Origin of the sequence: Novosphingobium guangzhouense, assembly GCF_002896965.1 — a bacterium.
Lineage (GTDB): Bacteria > Pseudomonadota > Alphaproteobacteria > Sphingomonadales > Sphingomonadaceae > Novosphingobium > Novosphingobium guangzhouense.
The window spans coordinates 1-23,166 of the sequence record NZ_LYMM01000063.1; the positions used below are offsets into that span (position 1 = coordinate 1).

The 23,166-nt window shown below is 63.5% G+C and carries 24 protein-coding genes and 3 pseudogenes; 11 read left to right on the forward strand and 16 right to left on the reverse strand.

Annotation, left to right across the window (positions count from 1 at the left end; translation table 11 throughout):
• Together A8V01_RS28760 and A8V01_RS21655 are read left to right on the forward strand one after the other, a co-directional pair.
• Nucleotides 1-310 (forward strand): annotated as a pseudogene (locus tag A8V01_RS28760) (Ti-type conjugative transfer relaxase TraA); the annotation flags it as partial.
• A gap of 33 nt (nucleotides 311-343) precedes the next feature.
• Entirely contained in the window at nucleotides 344-1,051 is a 708-nt protein-coding gene (locus A8V01_RS21655; RefSeq protein ID WP_024021628.1) for a DUF6118 family protein, read from the forward strand.
• Nucleotides 1,052-1,078: 27 nt separating this feature from the next.
• Here the strand turns inward: A8V01_RS21655 and A8V01_RS21660 are convergent, their stop codons facing one another.
• On the reverse strand, nucleotides 1,079-1,342 hold the full coding sequence (locus A8V01_RS21660; RefSeq protein ID WP_024021627.1) for a DUF3892 domain-containing protein: 264 nt from the start codon (nucleotides 1,340-1,342) through the stop codon (nucleotides 1,079-1,081).
• An 18-nt stretch (nucleotides 1,343-1,360) separates the two neighbouring features.
• Complete coding sequence (locus A8V01_RS21665; protein ID WP_024021626.1) at nucleotides 1,361-1,576, reverse strand: hypothetical protein; 216 nt, start codon at nucleotides 1,574-1,576, stop codon at nucleotides 1,361-1,363.
• 136 nt (nucleotides 1,577-1,712) lie between these two features.
• Here A8V01_RS21665 and A8V01_RS21670 point away from each other — a divergent pair, with 136 nt between their 5' ends.
• Complete coding sequence (locus A8V01_RS21670; RefSeq protein ID WP_024021625.1) at nucleotides 1,713-2,033, forward strand: helix-turn-helix domain-containing protein; 321 nt, start codon at nucleotides 1,713-1,715, stop codon at nucleotides 2,031-2,033.
• Nucleotides 2,033-2,914 carry an ImmA/IrrE family metallo-endopeptidase gene (locus tag A8V01_RS21675; RefSeq protein WP_024021624.1) on the forward strand — a complete coding sequence of 294 codons (882 nt, stop codon included), beginning with the start codon at nucleotides 2,033-2,035 and terminating at the stop codon, nucleotides 2,912-2,914. Before A8V01_RS21670 ends, A8V01_RS21675 begins: the two co-directional genes overlap by 1 nt.
• A 72-nt stretch (nucleotides 2,915-2,986) precedes the next feature.
• Here A8V01_RS21675 and A8V01_RS21680 read toward each other — a convergent pair whose 3' ends face one another.
• The 9 genes and pseudogenes from A8V01_RS21680 to A8V01_RS28350 form a co-directional block, all read right to left on the reverse strand.
• On the reverse strand, nucleotides 2,987-4,270 hold the full coding sequence (locus tag A8V01_RS21680; RefSeq protein WP_024021623.1) for a 5-methylcytosine restriction system specificity protein McrC: 1,284 nt from the start codon (nucleotides 4,268-4,270) through the stop codon (nucleotides 2,987-2,989).
• A complete protein-coding gene (locus A8V01_RS21685) occupies nucleotides 4,263-5,381 on the reverse strand; it encodes a 5-methylcytosine-specific restriction endonuclease subunit McrB (protein WP_024021622.1) in 1,119 nt (372 codons plus the stop codon). Before A8V01_RS21685 ends, A8V01_RS21680 begins: the two co-directional genes overlap by 8 nt.
• Entirely contained in the window at nucleotides 5,381-6,001 is a 621-nt protein-coding gene (locus tag A8V01_RS21690) for a hypothetical protein (RefSeq protein WP_031310204.1), read from the reverse strand. Before A8V01_RS21690 ends, A8V01_RS21685 begins: the two co-directional genes overlap by 1 nt.
• Before the next feature lie 25 nt (nucleotides 6,002-6,026).
• Nucleotides 6,027-8,237 (reverse strand): type II restriction endonuclease, encoded by a 2,211-nt coding sequence (locus tag A8V01_RS21695; RefSeq protein ID WP_024021620.1) that lies wholly within the window; start codon nucleotides 8,235-8,237, stop codon nucleotides 6,027-6,029.
• Entirely contained in the window at nucleotides 8,234-9,313 is a 1,080-nt protein-coding gene (locus A8V01_RS21700) for a DNA adenine methylase (RefSeq protein ID WP_024021619.1), read from the reverse strand. Before A8V01_RS21700 ends, A8V01_RS21695 begins: the two co-directional genes overlap by 4 nt.
• Before the next feature lie 104 nt (nucleotides 9,314-9,417).
• Nucleotides 9,418-9,975 (reverse strand): annotated as a pseudogene (locus tag A8V01_RS21705) (recombinase family protein); the annotation flags it as partial.
• Between the two features lie 235 nt (nucleotides 9,976-10,210).
• Nucleotides 10,211-10,552 (reverse strand): Rap1a/Tai family immunity protein, encoded by a 342-nt coding sequence (locus tag A8V01_RS21710; protein WP_024021617.1) that lies wholly within the window; start codon nucleotides 10,550-10,552, stop codon nucleotides 10,211-10,213.
• Between the two features lie 3 nt (nucleotides 10,553-10,555).
• Complete coding sequence (locus A8V01_RS21715; protein ID WP_037531219.1) at nucleotides 10,556-11,488, reverse strand: DUF1259 domain-containing protein; 933 nt, start codon at nucleotides 11,486-11,488, stop codon at nucleotides 10,556-10,558.
• Between the two features lie 17 nt (nucleotides 11,489-11,505).
• On the reverse strand, nucleotides 11,506-11,871 hold the full coding sequence (locus A8V01_RS28350) for a Rap1a/Tai family immunity protein (RefSeq protein WP_148564657.1): 366 nt from the start codon (nucleotides 11,869-11,871) through the stop codon (nucleotides 11,506-11,508).
• 85 nt (nucleotides 11,872-11,956) lie between these two features.
• Between A8V01_RS28350 and A8V01_RS21720 the strand changes: the two genes are divergently transcribed.
• The 6 genes and pseudogenes from A8V01_RS21720 (at nucleotide 11,957) to A8V01_RS21745 (ending at nucleotide 16,609) form a co-directional block, all read left to right on the forward strand.
• Complete coding sequence (locus A8V01_RS21720) at nucleotides 11,957-12,916, forward strand: chromate resistance protein ChrB domain-containing protein (protein ID WP_024021614.1); 960 nt, start codon at nucleotides 11,957-11,959, stop codon at nucleotides 12,914-12,916.
• Between the two features lie 12 nt (nucleotides 12,917-12,928).
• Nucleotides 12,929-14,158 carry a chromate efflux transporter gene (gene chrA / locus A8V01_RS21725; RefSeq protein ID WP_024021613.1) on the forward strand — a complete coding sequence of 410 codons (1,230 nt, stop codon included), beginning with the start codon at nucleotides 12,929-12,931 and terminating at the stop codon, nucleotides 14,156-14,158.
• Between the two features lie 193 nt (nucleotides 14,159-14,351).
• Nucleotides 14,352-14,598: pseudogene (locus A8V01_RS29405) on the forward strand (transcription elongation protein SprT); the annotation flags it as partial.
• Nucleotides 14,599-14,670: 72 nt separating this feature from the next.
• Entirely contained in the window at nucleotides 14,671-15,324 is a 654-nt protein-coding gene (locus tag A8V01_RS21735; RefSeq protein ID WP_024021612.1) for a ParA family protein, read from the forward strand.
• The gene (locus A8V01_RS21740) at nucleotides 15,321-15,659 is read left to right on the forward strand and encodes a hypothetical protein (protein ID WP_024021611.1); all 339 of its coding nucleotides are present in this window, start codon (nucleotides 15,321-15,323) and stop codon (nucleotides 15,657-15,659) included. The genes A8V01_RS21735 and A8V01_RS21740 overlap by 4 nt, the downstream gene beginning before the upstream one ends.
• Nucleotides 15,656-16,609: a replication initiator protein A gene (locus tag A8V01_RS21745; protein ID WP_024021610.1), complete on the forward strand. Its 954-nt coding sequence runs from the start codon at nucleotides 15,656-15,658 to the stop codon at nucleotides 16,607-16,609. Before A8V01_RS21740 ends, A8V01_RS21745 begins: the two co-directional genes overlap by 4 nt.
• 570 nt (nucleotides 16,610-17,179) lie before the next feature.
• Here the strand turns inward: A8V01_RS21745 and A8V01_RS21750 are convergent.
• From A8V01_RS21750 to A8V01_RS21770, 5 genes are read right to left on the reverse strand one after another with little or no spacing between them, the layout of a single operon-like run.
• Nucleotides 17,180-18,748 (reverse strand): type IV secretory system conjugative DNA transfer family protein, encoded by a 1,569-nt coding sequence (locus tag A8V01_RS21750; protein ID WP_024021609.1) that lies wholly within the window; start codon nucleotides 18,746-18,748, stop codon nucleotides 17,180-17,182.
• Entirely contained in the window at nucleotides 18,748-19,035 is a 288-nt protein-coding gene (locus A8V01_RS21755) for a hypothetical protein (RefSeq protein WP_024021608.1), read from the reverse strand. The genes A8V01_RS21750 and A8V01_RS21755 overlap by 1 nt, the downstream gene beginning before the upstream one ends.
• A 36-nt stretch (nucleotides 19,036-19,071) precedes the next feature.
• Nucleotides 19,072-19,800 carry an SIMPL domain-containing protein gene (locus A8V01_RS21760; protein WP_031310198.1) on the reverse strand — a complete coding sequence of 243 codons (729 nt, stop codon included), beginning with the start codon at nucleotides 19,798-19,800 and terminating at the stop codon, nucleotides 19,072-19,074.
• Nucleotides 19,797-20,018 (reverse strand): conjugal transfer protein TraD, encoded by a 222-nt coding sequence (locus A8V01_RS21765; protein ID WP_024021606.1) that lies wholly within the window; start codon nucleotides 20,016-20,018, stop codon nucleotides 19,797-19,799. Before A8V01_RS21765 ends, A8V01_RS21760 begins: the two co-directional genes overlap by 4 nt.
• Before the next feature lie 16 nt (nucleotides 20,019-20,034).
• A complete protein-coding gene (locus A8V01_RS21770; protein WP_024021605.1) occupies nucleotides 20,035-20,361 on the reverse strand; it encodes a conjugal transfer protein TraD in 327 nt (108 codons plus the stop codon).
• A gap of 169 nt (nucleotides 20,362-20,530) precedes the next feature.
• Here A8V01_RS21770 and traA point away from each other — a divergent pair.
• Nucleotides 20,531-23,166, forward strand: a 2,636-nt coding sequence (traA, locus tag A8V01_RS21775) for a Ti-type conjugative transfer relaxase TraA (RefSeq protein ID WP_103098380.1), incomplete at its 3' end; no start/stop codon positions are given.

Below are 23,166 nucleotides of genomic sequence, written 5' to 3' on the forward strand. Positions count from 1 at the left end.
GATGGCCGAGGAGCAGCGCGTGCGGCTCGACCCGGAGGCGCGCGCGGGCCGCTTCGTGGAAGCTTGGCAGGCGATGCAGCGCGATCGTGCCACCCTTGAGCGGGCGGGCGACCGCGCCGGCGCGGAGCGGATGCGCGGCAACATGGCGAAGGTCGCCGGCGCGATCGGGCGCGATCCGCAGCTGGAATCCGCGCTGCGCCGTCGCGCGCCCGAGCTGGCGCTGAAACTGGAGAAGGACCGCGCGATCGGCGACGCGCTGGCGAAATCGCTGGGGCCGGACCGCGAGCGCGACCGGGGATTGAGCCGATAGGTTTCGCGCTTTCGGGTGCGTGAGGGAGACAGGATGAGCGAGGACGAGCACGAACCCGAGACAGCCCAGGAAGCCTTCGCGCGGGTGGAGGGCGAGCTGGCGCTGCTGCGCCGTGCCGTGGAGCGGATGGCGATCGAGCGCGTCGAACTTCCCGAGCAGCCCGACTATAGCGAGACGCTGGCGGGCCTGTTGCAGACGATCAACGCCACCTTCCAGCGCGCGGACGCTCTGGTGGTCGCAGCCAAGGAGGGAGCGACCCCGCGCCATATCGTTGACCGGATCGTGGCGGCGGGCGCGGACGCCAGCGCCGAGGACCGGCGGACGATCGCGACCGCCGCTGCTGAGCTGAAGGACGCGACCCGGATGCTTCAGGGCGTCGTCGCATCGGCGCGGCGCCGCGACGAGCAGAACCGATGGGTGATGTGGACGGCGACCGGCGGGGTGGTGCTCGGCATGGTGCTTTGGGCGACGTTCGCCGGGATTGTGGCACGCGCCGTGCCGGCGAGCTGGCAATGGCCCGAGAAGATGGCGGCGCACACGCTCGACATGCCGATGTGGGAAGGCGGGCAGCGCATGATGCAGAGCGCCTCGCCTGGTGCGTTCACTGCACTGGCGGCGGGCGACCGGATCGTTGCCGCCAATCGTGAGGCGCTGGAGGCGTGCCGGAAGCGTGCAGACAAAGCGCGCGAGGCGGTGCGTTGCACCATCGATGTTGAGGCAGACGAGAGGACGAAGCGTTAGGGGGCTAGCACCCCTTCCGCCCCTTCCTCAGCAATCGAGCAGATCGTCGAGGTTGTTCTTGGTCGAGCCGTCGCGGCGGGTGCGGAGGTACTTGCCGCTGGGGCCGTTAACGACCGTGATGGGCGTCTCCTGACCATCGGTCCATGAGACGTAATACTGGTGATCGCCGTTCTCGATATCCCGAATAGCGTCCGCCTTGAAGCGGGGCGACCAGCTCTGCCCGGCATTGCAGAGCTTGGTGATATCACCGTCCCTGTCCTTGCCGGTCTTGTTCACATAGCGCTTGGCCATGATGGTCCCCTCCTTTTGTCAGCTCTCGCGGACGGTGGTGTGGGGGCTGGCCTTGCCATGTGCGGTGGTGACGTAGCGGCCGCTGATCGCGCTCCGATAGTGACCGCCGGAGCTGCCGCCCGAGTTGGATTCCCGCACCGTCGTACGGGGGCTGGCCTTGCCGTGAGCCGAGGTCACGAACCGACCGCTGATTGCGCTGCGGTAATGACCACCGCCGCCCTTGCTACCTGCCATTCTTCAAACTCCTTGAACCATGATGTCCGGCATCCAGTTCGGACTACCGGTACAAGCAATATGGCTACTACGAGTTCGCTGTTCAAGTAGGAAAAATGAGGCTATCACCGAACGAACGAATTTTCACGGAGAAACCATGTCATCGACTCTCGGTCGGAAGGTTCGGGAGCTACGGCAGGAGAAGAAGCTGACCCTTGATCAGCTCGCCCAGGCTACCGGCAGCAGCAAGAGCTACATGTGGGAGATAGAGAACAAGCCGGTCGCGCGTCCCTCGGCCGATAAGCTGAATCGTATTGCGGCCGTGCTGGGGGTGACCCCCGAGTACCTAGCTGACGAGGAGCGAACTCAGCCCACCGCTGACGAACATGATGAGGCGTTCTATCGCAAGTATCAGGGAGCCAATCCCGACGTGAAAGAAAAGCTCAAACGTATCCTGGACGTTCTGGACGACGAGTGATGCCCGATCCCACACAACCGAGAGCATGGGCCAATCTGCTGAGCCAGCTATGGGGGCCACGTTTCCCGGTTGATGTGAGAACCATCGCACTCGACTATACGCAGCGCAAATTTGCCGATCCGATCAAGACGATCAAGGAGGCACCAGTAGACCATTTCGAGGGTGCGCTGGCGCCGTTACCCAAAAGCGGAAAATGGGCGATCCTCTATAACCCTAACATTGTGTCGGCGGGACGCATCAACTTTACCTTGGCCCATGAGCTGGGGCATTATTTTGTCCATCGCCAGATCAGCCCCGGCGGGTTTGAATGCGGGGAGAAGCAGATTCTGGGTGTTGATCGCGATGCAGAGCGGCGTCGCATCGAACAGGAGGCAGATGCCTTCGCGTCATACCTGTTAATGCCGATGAACGATTATCGGGATCAGGTTGGCCGCGACGACATGACGCTGGAGCTGCTGCGGCAATGCGCCGATCGCTACGGCGTCTCGATGACCGCAGCGGCGATCAAGTGGCTGGACTTCACACCCAAGTGCGCCGTCCTCGTCGTGGCAACCAACGGTTTCGTGCTGTGGTGCTGGCGCAGCACGTCGGCGAAGAAGCGACGGCTATACTATCCGAGCGGGATGGAACTGCCGGCAGGATCATTGGCGACGCGGCCCATGTTGATTCTTCCCGATCCGGATCGGGGGACCATGCTTGATCGGAGCGTATGGGGTGGCGTCAGTGACGTACGAGAGATGGCGATCTTCGCCGATCGCTATGAAATGACGATATCTCTTTTGGTGTTTGATGACGCTGAGGACAGCAGGACCTCCTGGGAGCAGGAGTCCGATGAAGAAGATGCTTTTGATCGATTTACCCAAGCCGCTTCCGGCCGGTAGTCATCCACCTTGAGGCAGGACGCGGTGTCAACCATTCGGCTTTGACCTGTACATCAGCATGGTAGCTTGCTTCTAGATCCCAGCGTTTGTGCATTCTTGTGTTGCGGCGGCTAATGTGGATGAAAACGCTGCTAGACCGCCTGGTCGTGCAATACCGGACACTCCAGTTGTTATCGCGAGAAGGCTGCCAGTTGGCAGCTGTTCACGTTGGAACACCTTCGCTTCCTCGCCGACATCGGCGGCATTCAGGCTGGGGTAGGCGAGGATTGCCTTGGAGCTACCCGTCGCGTGCATGAATGCAATCACTTCGTACCGGTCGGCAGCCGACACCGTATTGCGTCCGCGTTCTTCGTTGCCTTTGTACTTCGCGTCGAAAACGATGGGGCCGTCCACGTCCACGAGCGCGTCTGGTCTAACGAGGCTTGAAGTTGCCCGTCCTGCCCGGTGTATTATGCCAAGCTGGAAATCTTTTTGGAGCTGGACGCGATTTGCGCCGAGGCGCATCACGAGTGAGCGCTCGACGAGCGCTTCCCAGGTTCGCCATGTGTCGAGGGTGAATTCAAAGGTAGCAAAGGCGCCGGAACCTGGAGCGAACCCTGCATTTTTCAGCAGTTCGAGCGCGAGATCGTAGGCTCTTTGCCAAGCGGAGAGACGGGGCGGTAGGATGCGTCTGATCCGGCTCGGTCGAACGGCGGGGGAGCCCCAGCGTCCTACCGCATCTCTGAGCATAACGGCTACCTGGACATCGCGGACATGACCCAGCAGCGCATGTGCACCGGCATGTATGGTCGCCCAGTACTCGTTGTCGCGGCTCATTGCGTAGAAAGTCTGCCGCCAGCCCTCCTCCCCTGGGTTTAGAAGAGTGTCGGGATCAATCTCTCCAAGCGGCTCGAAGGTTTCGGTTGTGACCCGCCGACGCGCCTTGAGGGGGGTCCTGTGATTGCGCCGGAGCTCATTCAGTAGCGTCCTTGCGATTAAATCGGCGAGGCTGTTCGGGGTAGACTTGTCGGAAGCAATGGTGCGGATCGGATCGATGCGCCCATGGGCAGCAAACAGGGCGAGAAACAGGAGGTCCGCTCGCCAATCGTCACCTTCACCCGCGTATTTTGGGCGTATTTCGAGTTCCACTCCGGGTGCGAGCGCCACGATGCCGGCCACACCTTTTGCCATCACCCGATCGCCAACGATCTCAATAGGGTTGAAGGCCAATCCATGGTAGCGTTGGATGCGCTCGCCAGTTGCTCGCAGGCGCTTCTCGGCTTGCGCAACAGTCTCGCGTAGTGCCCCGGCGACGACAGGGAGGATGTCCCTCGGTGCGCCGTACTCGACGATTCCAACGGTGAGCCTGCTAGGCACCCGCGATCCGTCTGAGAACAGCGTAGATGCTGGCCGGGCTGATCGTCGGTTCGATCAGCGTGAGGCGGTCATCGTTGCCGTAGGCGGCGTTCTCGAGCCGGTAGCCGGTGGGGTCATCGCCCGCGTTTAGCGCAACGCCGGTGCCGATGAGGTCGCCATAGAACACTTCGCGGACATGAACGTACACCTTCTTCCACCAGCTAGCAGCTAGAGTAAGCGCTTCGTCAACAGTCGCCAGCTCGGCCCTGGCGAAGATGCCATGGCCGAGCTGGTGGTCGGCCGATCGCCCGAGCGAAATCCGGGCATTAACTGCCGCCCACGCCCGCACTGCTGCCTCAGTCACCTCGCCCGCCATGGTCGGCGCGTCTGGGAGGGTTGCGGCCGCGCCTACAGCCTGGACGAAGCTCCTGGCCTTCTCGGCGTCCGGCATTATCGCGATTGTCTCAAAGCGACGTAGGAACGCTACGTCGAGCGGTTCGATCGAGCTGTCTGCCTGGTTCACCGCCGAGAGGATGTAGAGGTGGGTCGAGAGGTAGAGGTCCACGGTAGCGCCGGTCTCGTCGAGCACTTTCATGGGCCAGCTCTGCGCCGTGGGCTTGTCGTCTGGGCCAAGCCGCTTATCGCTCTCGATAGAGACTACGGCGTCGCCAAACAGCTGCACCGCAGGGCCGCGGTTCATCTCGTCGATGATCAGCAGTGCCGCCCCACCATCTAATGCAAACGCGTTTGTCTTCACGAGTGAACCATGCGCGACGCTGAAGGACGGACCGCCGGCGCCGGCATCGGTGCTGGGAACGAAAGCCGTCGTGAAATCACGGGCTTTAGTGTTTGCCGAGAAGGCGATGCGTTCGACGTGGCGGTTCGATCGACCTCCGCTCGGCATGTGCGCGTCCGCTGTGGTCGCAAGCGGCACCTGCGCCGGCATGGCGATGCGCCCGCTGGACGTAATGGGTTTAGGTGGCGGGGCCGGTGCGGCCGTCACCTGCTGGAAGGCTTCCGCAACCTCCTGCATCAAATGTGTCTTACCGCAGGAAGGTGGGCCTGACAGAAGTACGTTGTGTTTGTCCTTGAGCGCCTGGAGGACAGCGCGCGCTTCGTTCGAGATAGCCATCACTTCACGAACGAGGTCTTGGCCTCGAAGTCCTTGAAGCCCATCGTGGCGTTAGTGCCCGGTGGCTGGGCCAGGATAGGTCGAAAGAAGTCGGTAACCTCTGCGTTCCAAAGATTATTCTGGATTGCCTGTTCTGTAATGAATGCAAGCCGCGGCGAGACCTGGGCGTCGCTCTGGATTACCAACAGGAACACCCGGCCTTCGTTCGTCGGCGGCGTGAGCCTGAGTGCAGCGACGCGCCCGAGGCGAACCTCAGTAGGTCTGGCTTTTGTCGGCGGCCAGTATTCCATTCTCATGACAACGTAGTCCTCGCCATCAACAGACCTTACCTCAAGTTCGGTTGCTGCTCTGTCGATGGCAGTATCATCAATGTGAACGAAAACGTCTGCGGCATGGACGTTTGAGACCTTTTTCTTACCGCCCCACTCGGTTCGTTGCCTGGGCGTAGCGCTCGGGAAGATTTTTGAGAACACGGGCGCGAACGTTCCGCCAGGGCTAAAGCGTTGATCGCGCGCGCCGCCACCGGTCCCGCTATCTGCGGACGCTGCCTCAAACTTCCTGAGATCCCCCGCCTTCAGCTCCTTATAAACGAAGCGCTGTACCTGACCCGTTCCCGTCACACGCTGTCCCCCCTCAACTATCTTATTAGAGACCGTGGGCGACTTGAGAAGTCGTAGGCTCGTCGGCATCGACCTGTGACGGGACATAGGCCCGAGCGCCAAGCGTCGAGGCTGCGAGCACACGCTGCCGAGCGATGTCCTGCTGCGATCCGCTAATCTCGGAAAGAATGAAGTCGCGCGTAATGGTTGAACGCTTCTCTCCCGGCAAGGCAGGCTGGCTGCGGTCGAGGCTCGGAAAATCATCTAAGATACGAATGACATCGGCATCACTCCTAATGCCATATGCGCGCAAGCAGATAAGGTCGATGTCACGCCGGGCGGCCGCAATGGTTGCGGCCGCATCTCCTCCCCTACTTACATCGGCCTGCGCAATACGGCGGGCGGCCGCAACGATACGCCGCGCCGGCAGGGAGTCTGGCAGGATTGGAGGGAGCGGTACACTCTGGAGTAGGAAGTAGTTGACAGTGGTGGTGAGCACCCGCCGAAGGAGCCAGTCAAAGGCTATGCTGTTGACCATGCCGCACCACAAGTGCAGCGCGTCCTCTCCAAGGGCATTTGGAAATAGGATCGTAGGGACTTTGTTGCCGCACGCGACGCCAGCTGGAATAACAGCGGCCAGCATCGAACGCTCGTTAGTTTGGCCGGCGATGTCGCAGAAGCCTGCCCGCACTTGAGACAGGCGCGGACGTGCCGTGGCTGGAACATCAGAAGCCTTGATCCAGAACTGCGGCTTAATTGTTGCTTTGCCGATCGGAGCGCTGCTCCAGATCGCACGTCTGCCAGTGCCGCTAAGATACACCTTTGCACCAAATCGGTGCTGATGGACCATTCGTCCCTCTACCAGCGGTATAGCGCCGGGCGTGGGCTTCGTCTTGAAAAGACGTCGCTCCCTAGTCATGTCGACTTCGCGCGAAAACTCGGGCGCCCATGTGTCATCAGCTTCTGCCCAGCGCTGGCCGGCTTTGCTCATCCTAGCGAACAAGCGCCATTCTGCGCTTGAGCTAACTTCTGGTATCGACAGATCGGGGCGGAGGCGGCGAAGGCTCGACAGCGGAATGGAAACGGGCTCACCACTTTCTGCAGCGCCCCGCGAGCCGAGCCCGCGCGATAAAGTGAGTTGGGCTGTTCGGGACCCGGCTAGCTTTGCGGTGCCTGCCCCGGTCACGGCGAGAAACTTGAAGCGACTGTCGATACCAAAAAACCGGGCGCTGTTATCGAAGACAGCGATGTCTATCCGCTCGAATCTATCCAACAGGAGTTTGCGTAGAGCCGTGGTAGATTTAGAGCGGATAAGGCCGGCGGGAAGCAGGGCGGATATCGCGCCTCCGGGGCCAGAAATTTCTAGGAAAAGTTGTGTGAAGGCTGCGAACAGATCCTGTTCACCACTCGCCAGTCCGAAGCGCTCCGAGACGGCTTGGGCGTAGTTCCTAACTTCCTTCTTTCGCTGCTCCGTCGCGATCGAGATCGCACCTTCGTGCACCGCGCCGTAGTGACGCGACGATCCCGTAGCACGCTCTTCCTCGTGCCTGTGCACCTTCAGCTTTTCCCAAGGAGGATTGCCGACCACCATCGCGGACGCAGCCCCGATGTTCTCTCTCCATTGCCGTGCGGAGCGCATCAGGCTGTCCCCGGCGTGCCAGCGCGCTGTCATCGATTTAATCACAGTGAGATCGCCGGTGAGCGACGCCAGCGAAAGTCGGGCGCCTCGCAGTGCAGTGGAGGATTGGTCGGCAGCGATTACACCTTCCGCAAGGCGCTTGGCCGCGGCTCGCCGGTCCTGGTTGCAAAGTGCGAGGACAGACGCGACTAGGAGGATGCCGGTGCCGCTTGCTGGATCAACTAACGGAAGTTTTGGCGAGCCAGCGACAGCGATATTTCGGCCGATCAATCCTGCGAGACGAAAGTCGGTATAGTGCGCGCCAGTAGTGCGCTGAGCATGGACGCTCAATCGTTCTCTAGCTAGAGACGACAAGGCGAGAGACGGATGAATGTTTGTGTCGCGGATGGCACTGAGAAGTTTTGACGCAACCTCATCCAAAGTACTGTAATCGTGCGTGTCGATACCAAAGGTGCGATGGAAGGACCTTAGATCATATCCTCCCAGTCGCGCAGACGCTGCTTCAAGAACTTGCATCCTGCGCTCGGCATCTGGCTTCTTAGACCTGATGCATGCGGCGTCGAGAATGCGTTCGGCTGGCCCTAACAATGAATGTTCGAGCGGGATAGGACCGGTCATGCGGTCGCGCCTTCTAAAATCACGTTCCGAGGCATTGGGGAGCTCTTTCGCGCCCCGCGTCGTGCATATGTAAGAATGTACTCTGTGACGGTGTCACCATTGGCGCTCGCCGAACGGTTTGGCCGGTAGCGGCCCACCTCCTCAATCGGAGTAGTGACTATTTTACCACTGCGGGAAAGCATCTCCTCCAGCTCTAGTAAGTCGACGTGGCCTTCTGCGCTGTATGACAGAATGACGTGACGTGAGCCGATGTTTTCGACAAGTGAAACAAGCGCATCAAGCGCACGACGCTTGTAGCAGAAGGCCGAGGCTTTGTGCTGCCAAGGCCTTAGGCCGCTCACACCTTCAACGCGGGGTTCATCGCCAAGCACCAAGGTTTCAATGATGTGGTAGTATGAGGCGTATTGGCGCTTAGTGTAAGGTGGATCGAGATACACTAGATCGTTTTCGGCCGTTACTAAATCAGCGACATCGTGCGTGGTAGTATCAAGCTCCGTCGCAAAGTCCTTTAGCAATCGAGGTTGCAGAACTATGGGACGCAGTGCTGCGCTCTGCCACTTGGATAGGAAGCAGCCGTATGTCCCGGCAATATTAGCGCATCTGTTTACGCCTGCAATTAGGTCTGCGAGTAGCAGCTTTTCCTCATCAGGGCTTATATCGCCACCCTCACGCCAGTCAGAGATCAATGACCGCATGGCATCAATTCGGGCAGCATTCTCCTCTGTGAAATACCTGCGCGCGGTTCCAGCGTGCAGCGCGGAGGCAGGGCTGTACGTCCGGTGAAAGTAGCCAGTCCGAGCCGGCGTTTGGTTCAATCGATTGATGGCACCGTCATAACCGTCAAGACGGCTGAAGCTGACTTGGTCATGTGAAAGAAGCCGAGCTGCCGTCATGATGGTAGCGCTGACCATGGTGTCGTTTGCCCAGACATCGCGTCCGAGCAGGCCAGCTACCTCTGATACCGCCCCGGTCCCGCAAAACGCATCCACGAAGCGATCGCAGTTGTCATACGAGGAGATAACCCGACTCAAGGGGCTAGTTAGGCGCGCTTTTGAGCCAATGTACCGGAACGTCACCCTTGCACCTCGTTAAGTTGGTGCGCCGCCCCTAGCGATGTCTCGCTTCGGGTCACGGTTTTACCGCCATGTGTGTCATAAATCCGGGACCTATCGCTGATCGGAAGGCTCGTGCGCGTGGATAGCGCTCGGTAGAGAGTGGCGTGGTGGCACTTGAGCAGCTTAGCTGCTTCTCGGACGGATGTGCCCTCCTCCACCAGACGTTCGCCTAGAGCGACTTGGTCTGAAGTAAGTTTAGGCGGCCGGCCGAAGCGCACGCCTCGCGCTCTGGCGGCAACCCGCCCACTGCTTGTACGCTGATAGATTAGCTCGCGCTCGAACTCGGCAATGCCGGCAAAGACGGTCAAAACCATGCGACCCGCTGGGGAGGTTGTATCGGCCCAAGGCTCGGCCATCGAACGCAACCCCGCGCCAGCTTCCTTTAAGCGCTCAGCGATGTCGAGCAGGTCTCTGGTTGATCGTGCGAGCCGATCAAGCCGCGTGACTACTACTACGTCATCGTCACGGAGATGTTCGAGCATGCGTTCCAGCTCGGGCCGGTTGCGCCTTGCGCCCGAAACCTTCTCCTCAAAAGTGCGGCGACAGCCGGCCTCCTTCAGTGCGGCGCGCTGCACCCGCAAATCCTGATCGTCAGTTGAGACACGCGCATAGCCAATGAGCATGTTGCAAATGTGCCTATAAAGGAATCTGTTTTGCAAACGAATTTTGCGACATGCTCGTTGGCCCAAGAGCGTGACCGTGTTCTATGTCGCAAAACTCAGGACTTCCGCGACAAGCCGTGGCCGCTGCGATCCATTCTCTGTCGTTCCGCTCGCGCTGATGGGCGCCTGAAAGCCACCGTTGACTCGGTCGAGCACGGCTGTTCAGAAAAATGACCGGTTGTGACACTAGGTATCGTCATCGTGGTGAGTTCGACGGACACGGCCAGGTCTCACTCATCGCGCGCTCCGCGCCCGCCATCATGTGCTTGTCATGGAAGTACGTGTTGACTTCCGCCCAGCGCACATAGGCGGTCCGCAACCGGTGACGGTTATAACGAGGCGGATTACAGACACTCTGCTGGGCGATCATCATGTCAACGATGCCCTGAAGGTAAGCTCCGCAGCCCGACTCGCCTGCCCGGCAGCTCGTGAGCAGCGCCAGACCCTGCATATCGCTCGGCGTTTCGTCTTGAGCGAGCGCGCCTGTAGGCGCCAGCGCGGCTGCGGCGAACAGCGCCGTCCACCAGTTTCGTGTCATAGGTCAGCTCCGTTGCACATTGGTTTTATCCAGTGCTGCACGGAGCCCGCGTGCGAGCTTCTGGGCGTCGTCATTCGCCCAAAAGTGCATGAAGAAGAGCCGGGGCTGGTCATCCAGCATGTGATTGTGAAGCGCGGTGACCTCGATGCCCCCCGCGCGTAGTGCGCGGAGCACGGGATCGACCTCGGCGGCGGTGAGCACGAAGTCACCGGTGATCGCCGCCCGGCCCGAGCCGGTCGGCTGGAAGTTGATCGCGGTTGCGGTGCCCATGGACGCTGGCGCGGGCATGCCGCCGTCGCTCAGCTTCTCCGCGCGGGGAAAGCTGAACTGATAGACCCCACCGTTGGGCTTACCCTTGCCATCCATCAGCCGGTCAAGCGCGGCGGTGTCGAGGGCGATTGGCTGCGACGACCCCGCGCCGGCGGACGGCGGTTGCGAATCCCTGGATGGTGCCGTCATCGGTGTCCGGCTGGCGGCGAGCGCTTCACGGAGGGCGGCCGCAAGCTTCACGGGGTCACCATGGCCGCCGATGTGCATGTACATGGTCGCGGGCGCGGAACGAAGCAGATGGTTGTGGAGCGCGGTGATCGTGAAGCCGGATGCCAGCAACCGGCTCATGACCGGATTTACCTCCTCATGCGTCAGCACGAGGTCACCCATGACCATCACGTCATTGCCCATGGGGTGGAACGCCGCCCAGGAGCCGAGGGCAAGCGCCGGCTTGATTGCCACACCGTCGAGCTGGACGTTAAGATCGCTGCGCGGGAACCCATACCGGCGAACGCCGTCGGGCTGCGTCGTTCCCGCTCGGCCGAGGCTCTTGTCCACGAGCGCCCACCTGTCGCCGTGCGCCTCGGGCGGTGTCGCTTGCGGGTTTGTCTGGGCGGCGGCCGGTGCGGCGAGCGCGATCGCCAGCGGGAGCAACAAGTGACGCAATGCTTCTCTCCTCGATCTCAATTGGTTTGTCGGCATGGGAAGCGCTGGCGTAGCGCCATCGTCACACCCGCCAACCGGGGCAGGTTGGCTGCGTGACGGTTCTCTACCGCCCACGCCGGGAAGATACGGCTCAACTCGCCCGATCGGACGCCCCGGCCGCAGATTCCGGCTTCGCTGCCGCCGTTGCCGAAAGCGGAAAGCGTCTCGGCGGCACCAGCGAGATACGCTTCGCACCGACCGTTCACCTTCCTTTTCGTCTCGTCGACACACGTCCGATAGAACTGCGTAACCGTCTCATAGCGAGGTTGGGCCGCGGCAGACGAGGCCGCTGGGCACGCCAGGCACGCCAGCATGGCGGCAGCACCTGATCCAACAGCTCGCATTGCGGTCTCCTCACCCCAACTTTTAATCCACCCAAGCAAACGATACAAGTGTACGTTCGTTGCGTCGCTATGTTACAGTTGCTTCATGGCTGATGCTTCTTCGCCCGAGCCCCGTGACTGGCTGCTCCTGATCCCACAGCTCCCGGCCAAGCCCGCCTATCTGCGCGTGCGGGTCTGGCGGCGCTTGCAAGCAATGGGAGCCGCTCCCCTCAAGAATGCCGTTCACGCGCTCCCTGCTCGCGACGACACCCGCGCGCTCTTCGAGGAACTCAGAGCGGAGATCACCGCAGGGGGTGGCGAGGCGTTGATCCTGAAAGCCCGGCTAGTTGAGGGGATGGTTGATGCGGAGCTTCGCGCCGTGTTCGACGCGGCCCGCGACGCGGATTACGAGGAGTTGGCGCGCGAAGCGCGTATGATCGCCGAGGCGGAATACGTGTCGTCCGCCGACGTCCGCCGCCTGCGTAAACGCCTGGACGAGATCGCAGCGGTCGACTTCTTCGGCGCGCATGGACGGCAGGCGGCGGACGCCGCGATAGCCCAAGCGGAGGGGCGCGCCGGCCGCCACCCGGACGTGAGCGGGCCGGGAGCGCCGGAGCTGACGCCGGCGGAGCTGAAAGGCCGCACTTGGGTCACGCGCCGGCACGTGCATGTCGATCGCATCGCCTCGGCCTGGCTTATCCGCCGGTTCATCGACCCGAGCCCCAGCTTCAAGTTCGTGGACGGCAAGGACTACCAGCCCGAGCCCGGCGAGCTTCGCTTCGACATGGCGGACGCGGAGTTCACGCACGAAGGCGACCACTGCACCTTCGAAACGCTGACATATCGGACGGGGCTCGACGGCGATCAGGCGCTCGTTGCACTTGCCGAGATCATCCACGACCTCGACATCGCCGACGACAAGTTCGGTAGGCCGGAGACCGCCGGCATCGCCGCGCTCATCAATGGCATCTGCGCGAGCACCGACGGCGACAACGAGCGCATTGCCCAAGGGTCGGGCGCGCTCGATGGCTTCTACGCACATTTCACCAAGCGACGCGGCGCATAAGGGGAGCAGAACATGTCGAGCATCGAACATCCTGCCCCGGCGAGCGCGGCTCTGGATGAAGCCCAGCCGCCAGAGCTAAGTTATCCCGCGCTATTCTTGCGCTTCTTGCGCTTCGGCATGATGGCGTTCGGCGGCCCCGTAGCGCAGATCGCAATGATCCGGCGCGAGCTGGTGGACGAGGAACGCTGGATACCCAGCGACCGATTCAACAAGCTGCTCGCAGTTATGCAGGTGCTTCCCGGGCCGGAGGCGCATGAACTCTGCGTCCATCTCGGCATCCGCGCCAAGGGGCGACTGGGCGGCCTTCTGGCAGGGCTCGGCTTTATGTTGCCCGGCCTCGTGCTCATGCTCGCGCTTGCCTGGGCGTACACGCGGCTCCCGATTCAAGGAACGCTCCTCGGAGCCGCATTCTTGGGCATCCAAGCAGCGGTGATCGCTGTCATTGTCCGCGCGGTCCATCGCATCGGTGAGCACATCTTGTTCGACCCGTGGCTTTGGGCCGCAGCGATTGCGGCGGCGGCCGCCTCGCTCGCCGGCGTCAGCTTCTGGATCGTGCTTCCGGCGGCCGGCGCGGCCTACGCGCTCGGATCAACCGGGCGCTACGCGCTCGCCGCGGTCGTGGTCGCGCTTGCCGTTGGCCTGGCGGCTCTGACCTGGGCAGGAAGTCCCGGGGGTGCCGAAATAATGACGGGCACCAAGGAACCAGCGCCTGCCATCGCCGCGCTGTTCTGGGCGGGATTGAAGGGTGGACTCCTGACCTTCGGCGGAGCCTACACCGCCATCCCGTTCATCCGCAACGATACGGTCGGCCGGGGATGGATGACCGACGCGCAGTTCCTTGATGGCTTGGGTCTGTCGGGCATCCTGCCAGCCCCCCTCGTGATCTTCGCTACCTTCGTGGGTTGGATCAGCGGCGGCCTTGCTGGCGCGCTTGCCATGACCGCTGGCATGTTTTTGCCCGCCTTCGCGTTCTCGCTCCTGCTCTACGATCGACTGGAAGCGGTGGTCGAACATAAGCGATTGCAACTCTTCCTGGCGGGCGTGGCGGCCGGCGTCGTCGGCCTGATTGTGGTCACCGTTGTTGATCTTGCCCGAACCACGGGCGCACGCACGCCGAACCTGATCGTAAGCGCGCTCATCTTCGCGGTCTCGCTGGCGATTATGTACCGGTGGAAGAGCAAGCTCGCCACGCCGGTTGTGCTGGCGATTGGGGCGGCAATCGGTGCCATTGCGCTGAGCTGACGGTTGTTGATGACTAAGGCTGTTCCTTCTCGCCCCAGCGTTGTCGCAGAAGCGGCGACGCTGGGAAGTCAGAATATTTGCGACATTGACTAAGCGAATAAGCTGTTAAGCGACAAACTGCTTTTCGCCCTTTTAGGCTCCAGCAGCCAGCGGTTTCCGAGGCTACCCGCTCTTGCGGCCGTTCTCGCGTGAAGCGGCGATCTTGGCTGCGGTCGGTCACCTCCTCCCCCATGCCAGACTCGATACAGGCAGCGCGACCACTCGGCCCAGGAAGCAGGCGGCGCGGATGCTGAAATGCGAGTGCTCGACGTGCGGCTATACCGTCAGGACCGCGCGCAAATGGCTGGAGACAGTGGGCGCACCTTTGTGCCCGATTGAGGGGGCATGGCCCGATGCGCCACGATCTGATCGGCGACGAAACTGAGGACGGACGTGACTAAGCGACTAATGCCCTTTACGACTAAGCGGCTAAGCTCCATAAGCCGCTTAGCCGCTTAGTAGGAGCAGCAGCTATGCAAGTATGGGCCGTCATCGCGCAAAAGGGCGGGCAATCCAAAACCACCCTCTCAACCGGATTCGCCGTCGAGGCGGCGCGGGAGGGGGCGTCGGTCGTTATCCTCGATGCCGACGATCGCCAGGGATCGGCGCTCTACTGGTCCGAACGCCGCGACGAGGACGACGTGATGGTGAAGGACAGCAGCGTTGCCGGTCTGCCGCTCCACGTCTCGCGCGGGCGCAGCAGCGGCAAGGTCGACCTCATCATCATCGACACGCCGGCGAACTCCAAGGACATTGCCATGCTCGCAGCCGAGCAGGCGGATTTCGTCATCATCCCTGTCGCGCCGCGAGGGCTGGACGTTCATTCGGTGTTGCAGACCGTCAAGCAGGTGCAGCAGGCAGGCACGCCGTTCGCTGTTATACTGACGCAGGTTCCGCATCAGGGCGGGGAGGGGCAGGAGGCCCATGCCGGTTTCGCGGCGAAGGGCGTGACGATGTTCGACAGCCGCCTCCACTTCCGCAAGGATTTCTACAAGGCCACGCCGCTCGGCAGAACGGCGGCCGAGACGGACCCGGACAGCAAGGCGGCGACCGAGTTGCGCGCCGCCTATGATGAGGCTAAGCGACTAAGCGGCTTTACGACTAAGCAAGTAAGCGAGGTTGGATGATGGCGAAGAAAACTTCCGCGCTCGCCGGCATCTTCGATGACGAGCCCGAGGCACCGGCACCGGCACCGGCTCCCGTTGCCGATGCAACTCCCGCGCCGCAGCCTGCCGTCCCGCGTCGGTCGCGGCGTGCGGCGGACACGTCGGCCCCGGCAGTACCTGCCCGGCGCAGCAGCCATCCTGGCAAGAAGCCGGTGCTGATCCACATTCCCGAAGACATGCACCGCACACTGCGCCAGCTCAGCGTCGAGGAGGGCGGGGAGCCCCTTACCGTCATCACCGAGCGGTTGCTGCGCCAGTATCTGGTCCAGCGGGGACACACCAGGTTCGCGCCGTGAGCAAGCGGCGTGATCCCAATCCCGAGTTCGACCTGTTCATTCCGGCGCTCGGCGATCTTCCGCTCAAGGACCAGCGGGAGGTCATGGAGCGCCCGTTCTTCTCGCTCCAGAAGCGCAAGCGGCTGAAGCCGATCGAGTATCGCAGCCCGGATGGCGAGGCCTGGGTGCGCGTGCAGGCCATTCCCGACTACGGCATGGCCACGATCTGGGACGCCGATATCCTGATATGGGCCGCGTCCACGCTCAACCGCATGAAGCAGCAGGGGCTGAACGATCTGCCCCGCACGCTGACAACCACGCCCTACGACCTACTGCGGGCGATCAAGCGCAGCACAGGGGGCAGGGACTATCAGGAGCTGCAAGCTGCGCTCCTCCGGCTCCAGACGACTTCGATCACAACTTCGATCCGCGCGACGAAGCGCCGGCAGAAGGCTGGCTTCAACTGGCTCGACAGCTGGACCTTCGACACCGACGCCGAAACGGAGCAGCCGCGCGGCATGACGCTGACCCTCTCGGATTGGGTCTATGAGGGCATCGTCAACGAGAAGTCGCTGCTCACCATGCACCCCGACTATTTCCTACTCTCCGGAGGGTTGGAGCGGGCGCTCTATCGTATCGCGCGAAAGCACGCCGGCACGCAGCGCGGTGGGTGGACTTGCCGGGTAGAGGTGCTTCGCGACAAAACCGGCAGCGATGCCCAGCCCAAGGAGTTCAACCGGATGCTTCGGCGGGTGATCGAGGCCGACCAGCTCCCCGACTATGCGATGGAGCTGACCGAGACGACGGACAAAAGCCCGGCCGTGTTGTTCAGGCTCCGCGGCGAGGCCGAGGCACTGGCACTCGCCGAGAGAATGCGCGCCGAGGAGGAGCGGCGCGCCCGTTTCGACGCCGAGCGCAAGCGGGCCGAGGAAGTCGATGCACAGATGGACCGGCTTGCCGGCCGCCGCTGACTATCGGGGTTTCACACACCGCAAGCCCAACTATCGGGGTTTCACACACCGGCCAGCGATGCTGCCTGAACCCTGACATGCTTCGGGCGATGCCGGAGCCACCAGCCAGGCTGTGGATAACTGGCACCGGAGGCCCCTTTTCGGCTCCAGAGTCTCGGGGTTTCACCCACCTTGGCGTCGGGGTATCACCCACCGCACTATCGGGGTATCACACACCGAATCACGGGGTTTCACCCACCGGGCCTGCTGGCAAGCAGTTGATAAACAAAGCAAGATTCCGCTTTTTGAGCGGCTTAACTTGTTTAACGATTCCTATTTAACAGAATCTCTTAACGACAGGGCTCACCCAAAACCGTCAACCTGAGAAGGGCAAGCGGAATTGGCCTACGGTCAATGCGCCTTCGATCCGTGACGGCTATCGCCGTCACCAGAGCGGCCTAACGGCCGCAAGGCTTCCGGAAGAAGCCAAGCGAAACTGGCGGTGTGTGCCTTCAACGTTTCGCCGGCAGAGAGGGCGATGAGGCGCTACCCCAAAGCTCACTTTCGATCTTCAAGGACCGGTGTGTGCGATCATGCCGGATCGAACAGGCCGGCGAACTCGCGCTGGTCATAGTAGCGGACCTTGCCGGCCCAGAGTGGGCGTTCACCCTGGCGCAGCAACAGGAGCGTGTCGGTGGGCATTCGCATGATTTCATCAGGTGTGACGAGCCGCCGCGCCGTGACATGCGTGCTGACGCTTTCCGAAGGGCCGGCGCGATTATCGCCCCAGCCAGTGCCGCGTGACGTGCTGAGGGTCGCATATTCCAGCGTCGTGTCGCCGATCGTGCGCGAGAGCATGTCGGCGGTGGCGTGATCGTTGACCCCGAAGGTCTGGATCACGCCGGCATTGGACAGGAAGGTGCCGGCGCGCTCGCCGTAGAGCGCGCGGAGCTGGTGCATGTCCTGGAGGATCGGCCAGAGCTGGAGGCCGTAACCCGCCATCAGCCCCATCGCTCGCTCCACCGGCTCCAGTCGGCCAAGCGCGGCGAACTCATCGAGCAGGAACAGCACGGGGCGTTCCGGCCGGGCAGGGGAGCGCGCCATGTCGGTGACGGCCTGAGCTACCAGCAGCCGCAGCCATCGGGCATAGGTATCAAGCCGGTCGGGCGGGAGGCACAGGAACACGGTGCCGGGCCGCTCCTTCAGGTCCGCGAAGCGGAAATCGGACGCGGACGTGCTTTCGACCAGGCGCGGGCTGTCGAGAAAGTGGGTGTGGCGCTGCGCCGAGGACAGCACGCCGGCCGCTTCCCGATCGGATTTGCCGAGCTGGCGATTGGCGGCGCGTGCGATCAGGCCATGCGCACCATTGCTAGCCTGCATGTCCGCCAGCAACGCGGCGAAGCCGGCGGGCTCGCGGGTGAGCTTATCGCGCACCGTGGCGAGCGTGACGCGGGCAGGGGGCTCGTGGACGACGGTGTGCAGGATCACGCCGGCGATCAGCGCCTTCGCCTCCTCGTTCCAGTGCGCCTCGCCCGATTGCCCCGGCGCGTCGTGGACCAGGGCGTCGGCGATCGTCTGCGCATCTTCCGCGAGGTCCGGGCTTGCCGGGTCGAGCTGCGCCAGGGGGTTGTAGCGGGCCGCAGGACGCCCGGAGACGCCGAAGGGGTCCAGGCACCACACAAGGCCCTTCCTGGCCCTCCCACGGGCCGTGACGCGGGCATTCTCGCCCTTGGGGTCGATGCAGACCACCGAGCGGTCGAGCAGCAGCAGGTTGGGGATGATCGTGCCCACCCCCTTGCCCGACCGGGTTGGGGCGATCGTCAGCAGGTGCGCCGCGCCATCATAGCGGAGCAGCTTGCCGGATTCCTTGGCGCGGCCGATCAGGAGATCTCCATTCGCCTCCAGCTTGCGCACGTCGGCGCGGTCGCCAAAGCGCGCCGACCCGAGTAGCTCGTTCCTGCGCTTGCCGACGCGGCTGTTGATCCACCAGGTCGCGCCGATCAGGCCGACCAGGACCAGGAACGAAACAGTGCCGGAAATCTGCCCGACGCCGAAGATGCCTTCCAGCCATCGCGCGGTCGCATAGGCCGCGATGAACGCAACGACGATTGCGAGCCGCCAGCTGATCGGCCGACGCCCGCCGATGAGTGGACCAGCCATCAGCAGGCCTGTTCCAGCGGCGTAATCGCAAGCGCCGGATCGGCGTCGGGATGCCCGAGCAGCTTGAGGATGATTTGCGTGGCGAGGGGAGGGGGCACCGCCTCGTCGCGCAGCATGTCGAACAGCGCCTCGTCATCCCCGCTCAGCGTCATGCCCTCGATCGCGAGGTTGGCGCGGGATTCGGCATCGGCTTCGCGCCATTCCGCCACATCAGCCGGCGTGCCGCGCTCAAACTCCAGCGCGCGAACCTCCCGGCGGATCGCATCGAGGTCGAGGAGGGGCGTCACGGCTTCATCCTTTCTCGCGGTATGGTGGCTAGGTGTTCATTTGAGGGCCAGCGCGAAGTTCACGCGCACCGTCACCATTCCGGCATTGGTCCCCGCCATTACAGTAGCCGACGCCTGTTCCGCCTGCACAGACACGGGCGGCGGCGCGACCATGCGGGCATCCATTGCCCCCATTTGCGGCATGTAGCCGCCCTGGCCGCCATCGTGGATCGCGAGCACTCGGTCGATGCGCAGGCCAGCGGCCTTGGCATAAGCCTCGGCCTTGGCGCGGGCAGACTTGTAGGCAGCATCATAGCCGCTCAGGTTCGCCTTCTCGGGATCGGTAACGGAGAGGTCGGGGCCAGACACGATGTTCGCGCCGGCATCGGTGACGGCGGCGATCGCCTCACCGACCCGCGCCGTGTCACGCATCCGCACGGTGAGGGTATTGCTCGCCTCGAAGCGGCCCTTGTTGGGGCCATAGTCCAAGCGATTGACCGACAGGCTGCGCGTCTGGATATCGCGCGCGGGCACGTTCAGCCGGGCAAGGGCGGCCGTGATCCGGCTCATGGCTTCCGCATTCTTCGCGCTGGCGCTTTTCGCATCAGCCGCCACGCTCGACAGGCCGGCGGTGAACAGCGCCTGGTCGGGCGCGGCTTCGGTGCGTCCGGTGCCTGTTACCGTCAACAAAGTCTCACCGGTTTCGAGGCCTTGCGGATCGGCAGGGCCTCGACCGCAACCGGCGATGATGACGCAGAGCGGCAAGGCCCATAGAGTCTTCCTCAAGACAGCTCCTCCACATTGTTTTCCGCATCGAACGCGCGTTTGCCGCGCCGCTTCCAGAGCGCAAGCGAGTCGCCGGCCTCGCCGCGAGCGCGGCCGACCAGCTCCAGCAGCGCGCCGTAAATCGTTGCGCGATCGTCGTCGGCGAGATCGACCAGGCCAGCCTTCTGGACGAGGCCGCCCAGCTCGATCAGGTGGCGGGTGCGTTCGCGCCGAGCCAAGACCCAGCCCCGCGTATCAGTCCGACGCCGTGCCGCTTCCAGACGCTGGATCAGCGCCCGGTTGCGTACCTGCGCTGTCGCCGTTGCCGCCAGCAGTCCGCCCAGCTTTGCGCCCGCGCCGTTGAAAGAAAGTGGAGCCCTTCGCGCGCCAAGCCTCCTTCGCTTCCGCATCCTTCGACGCAACGGCATCGAGCAGCGCGCCGGCGAGCATTTCCATGTCGAGCGCATCGGCCCCGGTTGCGGTGACGAGCTGGCCGAGCTGTTCGATGCGACGCGCCTTGATCGCCTTGGCGCGGCTCTCCAGCGCTTTCAGTTCCGCGTCATAGTCGCGCACCTTGCGCATGGTGCTCTCTCCTTCCGCGTCTGGTTCACCGCAGCCTAGCAAACAGGAGCAGGCAGGCAACCCATAATGAAAACGCACCGCAGTCAATCAGCGGGAGCGAAGCGAATGATGAGTGCGCGCTTATACGTCGTTGCCGACGTGCGCTAAGTAAGGCAGTGTGCGTAGCGTCATGGCGATCTACCATTTCTCCGCCAAGGTTGTGAGCCGCGCGAACGGATCGAGCGCCGTTGCGAGCGCGGCCTATCGTTCCGCGTCCGAGCTGCACGATGATCGGCTTGGGCGTAACCACGATTTCAGCAACAAGGCGGGTGTCATTCACTCGGAAGTGATGTTGCCGGAGGGCGCGCCGGAGCGTTTAAACGATCGCTCGACCTTGTGGAACGAGGTGGAGGCCGGCGAGAAGCGCAAGGACGCGCAGCTTGCCCGCGAGGTGGAGTTCTCGATTCCGCGCGAGATGAACGAGAAGCAGGGCGTGCAGCTCGCGCGCGATTTCGTGAAGAAGCAGTTTGTCGATCGCGGCATGGTCGCGGACCTGAACGTGCATTGGGACAAGGCGAAGGACGGCACGCCCAAGCCGCACGCGCATGTGATGATGACGATGCGCGACGTAGGGCCGGAGGGGTTCGGGAAGAAGAACCGTGACTGGAACAGCACCGAGCTGTTGAAGGACTGGCGCGAGGCATGGAGCGCGCATGTCAACGAGCGCATGGCCGAGCTGGGGCTTGAGGGCCGGATCGACCATCGCTCCTATGAAGACCAGGGCATCGCGCTGGAGCCGCAGCACAAGATTGGGCCAGCGGGAATGCGGCGGCTCGACCGCGGCGAGGATGCCGAGCGCGCCGACGATCACCGGCGGATCGCGCGGGAGAATGGCGAGAAGATCGCGGCCGACCCGCGCATTGCGCTCGACGGCATCACGCGGCAACAGGCGACCTTCACCATCCGCGATCTTGCCGCGTTCGCCTTCCGTCATTCGGACGGCAAGGAGCAGTTCGACCAGGTGATGGCGGCGGTGCGCGCCAGTCCCGAGCTGGTGGCATTGGGCAAGGACGGGCGCGACCAGGAGCGGTTCACCTCCCGCGAGATGATCGCTACCGAAGCGAAGCTTGAGCGCGCCGGTGACGAGCTGGCGCGTGGCGCCGGGCATGGCGTGTCCGTGTCCCATCGCACCGGAGCGCTGGAGACGGCGGAAGGGCGCGGCCTGGTGCTGTCGGGCGAGCAGCGCGACGCCTTCGACCATATCACGGAGGGCCGAGGGCTGGCGTCGGTCATCGGCTATGCCGGCACCGGCAAGTCGGCGATGCTGGGCGTCGCGCGCGAGGCGTGGGAGCGCGAGGGCTATCAGGTGCGCGGCGCGGCCTTGTCCGGGATCGCGGCCGAGAACCTTGAGGGCGGATCGGGCATCCAGTCCCGCACCATCGCCAGCCTTGAACATGCGTGGGCGCAGGGGCGTGACCAGCTGACCCGCAATGACGTGCTGGTGGTGGACGAAGCGGGCATGATCGGCACCCGCCAGATGGAGCGGGTGCTGTCCCATGCCCGTGACGCCGGCGCGAAGGTGGTGCTAGTGGGCGATCCCGAGCAGTTGCAGGCGATCGAAGCCGGCGCGGCGTTCCGGTCGATCAGCGAGCGCCACGGCGCGGCCGAGATCACCGAGGTTCGCCGGCAGCGCGACAACTGGCAGAAGGACGCGACGCGTGCGCTCGCCACGGGCCGCACGGCCGAGGCGCTGCACGCCTATGCCGATCACGGCATGGTTAATGCGGCGGAAACCAGAGAAGCTGCGCGCGCCGCGCTGGTCGATGGCTGGGACCGCCAGCGCCAGGCTGCGCCGGAGCAGAGCCGGATCATCCTCACCCATACCAATGCCGAGGTGCGGGAGCTGAACCAGGAAGCGCGCGAGCGGGTGCGCGCATCGGGCGGGCTGGGCGAGGACGTGGGCACCACGGTCGATCGCGGCCGGCGCGACTTCGCGTCCGGCGACCGGATCATGTTCCTGCGCAACGAGCGTTCGCTTGGCGTGAAGAACGGCACGCTGGGCACGCTGGAGCAAGTCAGCGAGGGACGCATGGCGGTGCGGCTCGATGGCGGCAGCCGTGTCGCGTTCGACCTCAAGGACTATGCCGCTGTCGATCACGGCTATGCGGCGACCATCCATAAATCGCAGGGTGTGACCGTCGATCGCGCGCATGTGCTGGCGACGCCGGGGATGGACCGGCACGGGGCCTATGTCGCCTTGTCCCGGCACCGTGAGGGCGTGCAGCTCCACTATGGCCGCGACGACTTCACAGACCAGCGCCAGCTCGCCCGCGTCCTGTCGCGTGACCGCGCCAAGGACATGGCCAGCGACTATACCGCGCCGTCCGACAATGACCGGGCACGCGCGTTCGCCGAGCGGCGCGAGATCCGGTTCCCGGAACTCGCGCGGGAGATCGCCGCCAAAGTGCGCGACAAGGCCAAGGGCATGTTCGACGGCTTCCGGCCCAAGCCGGCAGCCGAGAAGGCGTCCGCGCCCAAACGGGAGCCTATGATCGGCGACAAGCCGGGCCAGGACAAAGCGATCGAACGCTATGCGCGCGCCACGGCCGATATAGGCCGGATGCGCGCCAAGGGCCTGCCCGTGCTGCCCCACCAGGAGAGCGCATTGCGCAAGGCCGGCGAGGCGCTGGACGCAGGCCGCCCCCATGCCGCGCGCGACCTCGCTTCCGCGCTCCGGCGTGACCCGAAGCTCATCGAGCAGGCCGCCGGCGGCAACACCGGCGGGGCGGCGCGCGCGATGGCCGAGGAGCAGCGCGTGCGGCTCGA

Bases quoted from the DNA above. Each gene is read 5' to 3' on its own strand.
- A8V01_RS21660 (WP_024021627.1), bottom strand. From the start codon at position 1,342: ATGGCCAAGCGCTATGTGAACAAGACCGGCAAGGACAGGGACGGTGAT.
- A8V01_RS21675 (WP_024021624.1), top strand. From the start codon at position 2,033: ATGCCCGATCCCACACAACCGAGAGCATGGGCCAATCTGCTGAGCCAG.
- A8V01_RS21710 (WP_024021617.1), bottom strand. From the start codon at position 10,552: ATGACACGAAACTGGTGGACGGCGCTGTTCGCCGCAGCCGCGCTGGCG.
- A8V01_RS21770 (WP_024021605.1), bottom strand. From the start codon at position 20,361: ATGCGCAAGGTGCGCGACTATGACGCGGAACTGAAAGCGCTGGAGAGC.
- A8V01_RS28350 (WP_148564657.1), bottom strand. From the start codon at position 11,871: ATGCGAGCTGTTGGATCAGGTGCTGCCGCCATGCTGGCGTGCCTGGCG.
- A8V01_RS21735 (WP_024021612.1), top strand. From the start codon at position 14,671: ATGCAAGTATGGGCCGTCATCGCGCAAAAGGGCGGGCAATCCAAAACC.
- A8V01_RS21720 (WP_024021614.1), top strand. From the start codon at position 11,957: ATGGCTGATGCTTCTTCGCCCGAGCCCCGTGACTGGCTGCTCCTGATC.
- A8V01_RS21670 (WP_024021625.1), top strand. From the start codon at position 1,713: ATGTCATCGACTCTCGGTCGGAAGGTTCGGGAGCTACGGCAGGAGAAG.
- A8V01_RS21655 (WP_024021628.1), top strand. From the start codon at position 344: ATGAGCGAGGACGAGCACGAACCCGAGACAGCCCAGGAAGCCTTCGCG.
- chrA (WP_024021613.1), top strand. From the start codon at position 12,929: ATGTCGAGCATCGAACATCCTGCCCCGGCGAGCGCGGCTCTGGATGAA.
- A8V01_RS21740 (WP_024021611.1), top strand. From the start codon at position 15,321: ATGATGGCGAAGAAAACTTCCGCGCTCGCCGGCATCTTCGATGACGAG.
- A8V01_RS21695 (WP_024021620.1), bottom strand. From the start codon at position 8,237: ATGACCGGTCCTATCCCGCTCGAACATTCATTGTTAGGGCCAGCCGAA.
- A8V01_RS21665 (WP_024021626.1), bottom strand. From the start codon at position 1,576: ATGGCAGGTAGCAAGGGCGGCGGTGGTCATTACCGCAGCGCAATCAGC.
- A8V01_RS21685 (WP_024021622.1), bottom strand. From the start codon at position 5,381: ATGGCTATCTCGAACGAAGCGCGCGCTGTCCTCCAGGCGCTCAAGGAC.
- A8V01_RS21750 (WP_024021609.1), bottom strand. From the start codon at position 18,748: ATGGCTGGTCCACTCATCGGCGGGCGTCGGCCGATCAGCTGGCGGCTC.